We start from the raw sequence: 7457 nt of genomic DNA on the forward strand, positions 1-7457 counted from the left end.
GATTTGTATGTTGTTCAATCGCCTTAACGGGAGGTGGGAGTGGATGGATTTACATGGCGTTGGCCACCATCTGTTGCTTTGCAATGGAAAGTCTTGCATAAGGAACGGTGCCGAAGCAATTACCGAGGCGATAAGAAGAGACATCCATGATCAAAGCTTGACGGATACGATCCACACGACAAAAACATTGTGTAATGGGCAATGCAAATATGGCCCCATTGTTGTTTTATACCCTTTAGGGTATTGGTACCGTGGTATGACACCAACGCTTGGGAAAGCACTCGTGAAGAGCATCGGTGTCCAGCGTCCGTATAAGCAACCTCTTCTTTATTCATACGCACGCAAGGGATTTCAATCAGAGCTTTTCTAACGGGAAAAGGAGATGGGGAAATTGGAACAAAAAGAAGCATCCCTTCAAATCGCGGGCATGACCTGTGCGGCTTGTGCCACCAAAATTGAGAAAGGTCTTTCCAAAATCGACGGGGTTAACGAAGCAAATGTGAATTTTGCGATGGAAAAAACCAATGTTGTTTATGATCCCGATCAAACGGATGTCCAAGATTTTGAAGCGAAAATAGATAAACTTGGTTATCAAGTCATTCATGAAAAACAAACCTTTGATATTACAGGTATGACCTGTGCGGCTTGTGCGACAAAAATTGAAAAAAAGCTCTCGAAAATGGATGGGGTCTCTTCGGCAACAGTTAACTTTGCTATGGAGAATGTCTCTGTCGAATACGACGAAGGTCAAGTTACCGTCAGAGATATGATGGAAGGGATCCGCAAATTGGGATATACCCTCAAACCGCAACAGTCAAGGGAAGAAACGGTGAGTAGAAAAGACGATGAAATACGCAAACAAACCGGTAAATTTGTTTTTGCGGCGATCTTAACGTTGCCTTTGCTTTGGACGATGGTGGCCCACTTTGAGTTTACGTCCTTCCTCTATATGCCAGATATGTTCATGAATCCATGGGTGCAGCTAGCTCTGGCGGCCCCTGTACAGTTCTTTGTTGGCGCCCAGTTTTATAGTGGTTCCTACAAGGCCTTGAAAAACAAAAGTGCAAACATGGACGTATTGATTGCGCTTGGGACGACGGCGGCCTTTTTCTACAGTCTCTTTTTGGGCTGGGAATGGTACGTCACTGGCCAACAAGGGATGCCGGAACTTTACTTTGAGACGGCAGCCGTCATTATTACGCTCGTGGTTCTCGGGAAACTGTTTGAAGTACGCGCCAAAGGACGCACGAGCAAAGCGATTGAAAAGTTGCTCGGTTTGCAAGCCAAAACGGCACGCATCATTCGTAATGGCGAGGAAATGGAAGTCGCCATTGAAGAAGTGCTTGTGGGAGACACGGTTATGGTGCGCCCTGGAGAGAAAGTGCCGGTGGACGGAAAGATTTATGAAGGACAATCGGCCATGGACGAATCGATGATCACCGGCGAAAGCATTCCAATTGACAAGAAACAAGGGGACGAGGTCATCGGATCAACGATCAATAAAAATGGGCTTCTCAAAATCGAAGCTACGAAAGTCGGGAAAGATACAGCGCTCTCCCAAATTGTGAAAGTGGTGGAAGAAGCGCAAGGAAGCAAGGCGAATGTGCAACGGACGGTTGATAAAGTGTCAGGAATCTTTGTGCCCGTCGTTGTATTGGTTGCCATTGCGACGTTTCTTGTTTGGTATTTCGTGATCAACCCCGGGGATTTACGTTCAGCGTTAGTGCCCCTCATTACAATCCTTGTCATCGCTTGCCCCTGTGCGCTTGGATTAGCAACACCAACGTCCATTATGGCGGGAACAGGTCGTTCGGCTGAGAATGGTGTGCTCTTTAAGGGCGGTGAGCACTTGGAAAGCACACGTGGGATCCAAACGATCGTGCTTGACAAAACGGGCACGGTGACCAAGGGCGAACCTGCATTGACAGATGTTGTCGTTGCGCCTGATTACAATGAAGAAACAGTGCTTGCCATCGTCGGTGGGGTAGAGAAAAACTCGGAACACCCCCTCGCAGAAGCGATGGTGAAAGGGATTGAGGAAAAAGGCATCGCTTTGAGAGAGGCTGATGATTTCGAAGCGTTGCCGGGGTTTGGCGTCCGTGCCTTTGTCGACGGAGACGAAGTCCTGATCGGGACACGCAAACTCATGCAAACATCATCGGTCACGATTGGATCTGCCGGTGATGAGATGTCCGCCTTTGAGAAAAAAGGAAAGACAGCAATGCTCATAGCCATTGGCGGCCAATATGCCGGGATGATTGCGGTTGCTGATACGGTGAAAGAAACATCCAAAGATGCGATTAAACGGATGCATGACCTTGGGTTGGAAGTGGCGATGCTAACCGGAGACAACCAGCAAACGGCTGAAGCGATTGGCCAACAAGTCGGGATTGACCGTGTGATTGCGGAAGTGATCCCGGAACAAAAAGCTGAAGAAATTAAAAAGATCCAAAGCCAAGGCAAAAAAGTGGCAATGGTTGGCGATGGCATTAACGATGCACCGGCACTCGCCGTTGCCGATATCGGGATGGCGATCGGAACAGGGACGGATGTGGCGATTGAAGCCGCCGATATTACACTGATGCGTGGCGACTTGCACAGTGTGGCTGATAGTGTTCAGCTCAGTACAAAAACGTACCGTAATATTAAGCAGAATCTGTTCTTTGCCTTCTTTTACAATACGGCATCCATCCCGATTGCTGCAGCCGGTCTGCTTGCCCCATGGGTAGCCGGAGCTGCGATGGCTTTCAGTTCGGTGTCCGTCGTCTCGAATGCCTTACGTTTGCAACGTTTGAAGTTAAGCCGATAAAGGAGGAGCGAACATGAAAGTTAAACACTGGGCGCTCGCGGGGGTGGTGTATGTGGCGGTTGTTATAGGCGGTTACACAGTCATCACTGGTGAGAATCCGTTAGAGAGCAATGATATGCATGAAGATCACGGAAGTGGTGAAGAAAGAATGGAAAGCCATGAAGTTTCTTTCGCGCAAAATGAGGAGGGCGAATAAATGGATCATCAGCATGACAACATGGAAGGAGATTCTGAAATTCATACCAACGTTTCTTATAACGATGGTGAGGTTCGCGTTCAACTGGAGGATGTGTACGGAGCAGTACCTGAACTAGAAAAAAACCACGAAAAAGAGATGCATTTGATCATCGTCTCCAATGATCTGGAATCCTTCATTCACCTCCATCCGAAACGCGTGGAAAACGGGGTCTATGCTGCGTCGAAAGAACTTAAGGGTGGCAGTTACCAAGCTTTTGTCGATATTGTTCCGAAGGTCCAAAACTATGTTGCCCAACCTAATGATCTTCAGGTAGGTGAGGGGGATCAAGTCACCCCCTCGGCTTCCCTCTCAGCGAGTAAAGATCGGACCCAAGACATCGATGGGAAGACAGTCACCCTGGAAACCGATGGTTTGAGCACCAATGATACAACGACGCTGGACTTTTATTTGCATGGCGAAGAGCCAGAGCCCTATTTAGGGGCGCTCGGCCATGTGGTTATTCTTGATGAAGATGCAGAGACATTTATTCATGTTCACCCGACTTCTGATTATAAAACCACCTTCGAAACCCATTTTGCTCATCCAGGGCTGTATAAAGTTTGGGCAGAATTTAAATATAAAGATGCCGGTGTTCTCACATTTCCGTTTATCCTTCAAGTAGACGAATAAGAGGAGGATTATCAATGTATGAACTCGAACTGTATACCCATCCTCTTTGCTCGGATTGCAAGGAAAGTAAAGCGTACTTGAACGAACAAAATGTGGCTTACACGGAGTATGACGTAAGCATAGCACCCGAAAAAGAAGATGATTTAAAAAAACAAACTGGATCAAAAGTTGTACCAGGTTTTGTTTTCAACAAAAAATCACTGCTGGGAAAAATGAAAAAACCACTGGTCTTTACAGGCTTCGAGCGCAATGCATTTGAGATAAAATCATTGATTCAAAAGATGCGATCTTGAAAAACGTGCGTCATGATGAAAAGATTCATTACCTTTATCGAAATCAAGTAAAGGGGGGATTGATATGTAGTTGTAAGCACTTATTGAACACACAAATTATTATCAAGAAAGGAGCAACCATCATGCAAGAAACGACGTTAAATGTTAAAGGGATGTCTTGTGGCCATTGCGTGAGTTCCATTGAAGGGAATGTCGGAAACCTCAATGGCGTCGACAATGTGAAGGTGCATTTAAATGAAGCAAGAGTAGACGTCACCTTTGATTCTGATAAAGTAGATTTAGGAACCATTACGGAAGAGATTGAAGATCAAGGGTATGATATAGCCTAAAAGAAATGGGGTTGTGCATGCATGCACAACCCCTATCCAAAAAAACAAATGTGGAAGAAAGGAGGACATACGTATGTCGACACATGAAAAACGTACCGTTCAGCCGAACAAGCAAGAATTACTCAATCGTTTGAAGCGCATTGAGGGGCAAGTGCGGGGCGTGCAAAAAATGATTGATGAGGATAAATACTGTGTTGATATTCTCCACCAAATCTCGGCCATTCAATCAGCGATGAAAAAGGTCAGTGTTGGGTTAATGGAAGATCATACACACCATTGTGTCGTTAATGCGATCGAAAAAGGCAATAAAGAAGAAACGATTGAAGAGTTGATGGATGTTATGAAGCGAATGATGTGAATGTTCGGGTGCGAAGAGGGGATGAGCTGAGCGTGAAAGATACTGTCCATTATGAATCATTAACCTACGAAAATAAGTGAAAAAGCACCTCTTCTTGCTCTCTTCCTCTTTTTTGAGTGATACCTTACCCTACGAGTACAGGTTGATCACGAATTGGATACTCGATCAATGGTTCTGGTGATTTGATTGCAAATGCGTGCTAATGAAGTAGTTAAAACCAAAATCTCTATGATCATATAAGGATAGGGTTCTTGTTTTAGGGTTCATAAGCAGCCAATTCATGAACCGATAATCGGTGGACTATGTTGGAACAAATTTAGAACAAGTACTTAAAAATATAATCCGTAGGCATTTTTTCAAGAAACATAAAACACTTACATATCAATGTTTTAGCTTGTTTTTAAAACTATAAACTGTCACTTTAATAAACTCCCGTCGTCTCCACCAATACTTATATTTTAAATGGAACAGGGAGAAGGATACGTTCTATTGGAAGGGCAACGGGTCTTTTAATTAAATAATTCAGAATTAAAATAATAGGGTGATGACGGCCCGATCACAATGATATGGATGGCATGGATATGGACGATGACATGCACGAAGACATGGATCATTCCACCTCCGGTGAAGTCCCGGATAATTTAGAGAAAGAAGAGAATCCAACTTTTGAAGAGGGAAGCCAAGCAATGGTGGAAGGTGGCCATCTGGAAGAAATGGAAGGTGCCGAGACGACCATCGTTGGGGCTTATGATACGACCGCCTACATTGTTTCTTATACACCAACCAATGGCGGAGAAAGAGTGGAAAATCATGAATGGGTGGTTCATGAAGAAATCGAAGACGCCGGGGAGGAAACGCTTGAACCGGGAACCGAAGTCACATTAGATGCCGATCATATGGATGGAATGGAAGGAGCCACGGCTGAGATTGACGACGCTGAAGAAACGACGGTCTATATTGGGAGAAATGTTTGTTGTTATGCGTATGATGAGCATTCATAAGAAAAGGAAAAAGGCACTGAAAACGTATCAGGACCAACAAAAAGGGCACGGATGAACTGATCGAAACCCTTTGAAATGTTCTCACTGCCTATCAAACTGAAGGTGATTCCGAAGAAAAGCTAAAATCGATGGAAGAAGTTCTCGGAGATCGGGGAACGGAGTTATTACATACATGCGAAGAACACCTCGCTTACGCAGGCGAAAATTATCGTCCCTTTCTTTATCACTATAGAAGGTATCGGGCTCACCTTTTTCGCATTCTTCGTTCCATGTCACTGAAAACCACCAGACAAGATACATTAATCGAATAAGCCATTGATTTCTTAATTCAGCATCTCAAGAGCAGAGTGGATTCCAACCGTCCATGAAGAGAAAAAGGGCCTTGGAAAAAAGAAGACATTCCCTTGATTGATTTATCTTGGATACCAGATCTCTGGTGGAGATGGATCATTCCTCCTAATCAAAAACGAAAATCATTTCCTGATCAAATAAACCGTCGACATTTTGAAGTTTGCGTATTCTCTCAGATCATGTGGGGGTTAAAATCGGGATACCTTTATATCGAAGGAAGCCAGCGATATGCCGACTATCGGAAGCAACTGATTTCCTAGGAGGAGTATGAGGCAAACATTGAAAGTTTTACGGGACAGGCAGGTCTACTTTCCAATGTAGCAGCATTTATTGCACAGGTCCGAAATGAGTTACAAGAGACAGCGAACCAAACGGATTATTCCTGTCCCCAGAACGAATACGTTCGCTGAGTACGGCGGACGATTTTTACCACTTGTGCGGTCTTTTTTACCACCTTTTGCAGGAGAATGTACCAGTCATTGCGGAGTCCCTTATCACACATGAAAAAATGGATTGAATATGGCGGATTTGGTCTTCTGTGAAAGTGGATAAAAAATCAGATTGCTAGCCATATCCGCCGCCTTTGACAGCTGTTTGGGTTCGTGGTGTGCATGTGAGGGCGGCTGGGTGAAAAAAGCTCAAAGAGTCATCAGCCGCATGCGAAGTTTACCACGAACCCATCGCTTCTCACGATCCTGCGGGAGCCCCGATCTTATGCGTGTTGTCATGTCGATCCAATACGGGCGTATTTCGCCTTCGACGACCTTAAATAAATTAGGAACTACAGCCCTAAAGAATAGCATGATGAATCTCATGGCTGGATTTGGGAACTTGGAGAATGGAGCGACATTCAGAGGATAGAAAATCACAACGAATAAGTCTGACACAACAATTAATATCCATGGTATAATGGAAGTAAGGTTAGGTGAGGGCATGCCAAAGAAAAAGATCTCCGAACAGAATTATGATATTATTTTTAAGGCTATGACGGAACAATTTGGCCAAAAAGCGTTGAACTTTTATGGGATCTATACCGCCCCCATTCTTCGTGTGGAACCAACGGATTTACCGGTGATTGACGTCAACGAACGCCGCATGGATTTCGTGTTTTTATTACAAGATGGCACTTACCTGCACCTTGAGTTTCAAACAACCTTCAGCATAAACGATCTCAAACGGTTCAAATTGTATGATACAGCCTTATATGAGAAAACAGGGCGAAACATCTATACGTATGTCATTTATGGCGCTGATATAACGAAAGCCGATGAACATCTTGACCACGGATCCATCCAATACCGTGCCAACGCTATTTATATGAAGGATTATGACGGGGATGATATTTTTCGTAGACTGTCATATAAGGTTTACCATCAGGAAACACTAGATGATGATGAACAGTTACAATTGGTCTTTCTTCCGTTGATGCATTCCAAGAAAAAACGCAC

8 protein-coding genes and 1 pseudogene are annotated in these 7457 nt (G+C 44.5%); all 9 read left to right on the top strand.

Annotated elements, in window-relative coordinates; all coding sequences use genetic code 11:
• Nucleotides 1-43: 43 nt before the first annotated feature.
• Nucleotides 44-370, top strand: coding sequence for a (2Fe-2S) ferredoxin domain-containing protein (locus BLS58_RS14370; RefSeq protein WP_090399491.1), 327 nt, complete (start codon nucleotides 44-46; stop codon nucleotides 368-370).
• Between the two features lie 21 nt (nucleotides 371-391).
• Nucleotides 392-2809 (top strand): heavy metal translocating P-type ATPase, encoded by a 2418-nt coding sequence (locus BLS58_RS14375; RefSeq protein ID WP_090399492.1) that lies wholly within the window; start codon nucleotides 392-394, stop codon nucleotides 2807-2809.
• Nucleotides 2810-2822: 13 nt separating this feature from the next.
• On the top strand, nucleotides 2823-3005 hold the full coding sequence (locus BLS58_RS14380) for a hypothetical protein (protein ID WP_090399493.1): 183 nt from the start codon (nucleotides 2823-2825) through the stop codon (nucleotides 3003-3005).
• Nucleotides 3006-3677 carry a hypothetical protein gene (locus BLS58_RS14385; protein WP_090399494.1) on the top strand — a complete coding sequence of 224 codons (672 nt, stop codon included), beginning with the start codon at nucleotides 3006-3008 and terminating at the stop codon, nucleotides 3675-3677.
• Between the two features lie 14 nt (nucleotides 3678-3691).
• A complete protein-coding gene (locus tag BLS58_RS14390) occupies nucleotides 3692-3970 on the top strand; it encodes a glutaredoxin family protein (protein WP_090399495.1) in 279 nt (92 codons plus the stop codon).
• A 122-nt stretch (nucleotides 3971-4092) separates the two neighbouring features.
• Nucleotides 4093-4299, top strand: a complete 207-nt coding sequence (gene copZ / locus BLS58_RS14395) for a copper chaperone CopZ (RefSeq protein WP_090399496.1) — start codon at nucleotides 4093-4095, stop codon at nucleotides 4297-4299.
• Between the two features lie 73 nt (nucleotides 4300-4372).
• Nucleotides 4373-4657: a metal-sensitive transcriptional regulator gene (locus tag BLS58_RS14400; RefSeq protein ID WP_090399497.1), complete on the top strand. Its 285-nt coding sequence runs from the start codon at nucleotides 4373-4375 to the stop codon at nucleotides 4655-4657.
• Between the two features lie 581 nt (nucleotides 4658-5238).
• A complete protein-coding gene (locus tag BLS58_RS14405; RefSeq protein ID WP_342705777.1) occupies nucleotides 5239-5658 on the top strand; it encodes a YdhK family protein in 420 nt (139 codons plus the stop codon).
• Between the two features lie 1284 nt (nucleotides 5659-6942).
• Nucleotides 6943-7457: pseudogene (locus BLS58_RS14420) on the top strand (hypothetical protein); the annotation flags it as partial.

The sequence above is a fragment of the Natribacillus halophilus genome, from assembly GCF_900100185.1.
In the GTDB taxonomy this organism is placed as follows: domain Bacteria; phylum Bacillota; class Bacilli; order Bacillales; family Marinococcaceae; genus Natribacillus; species Natribacillus halophilus.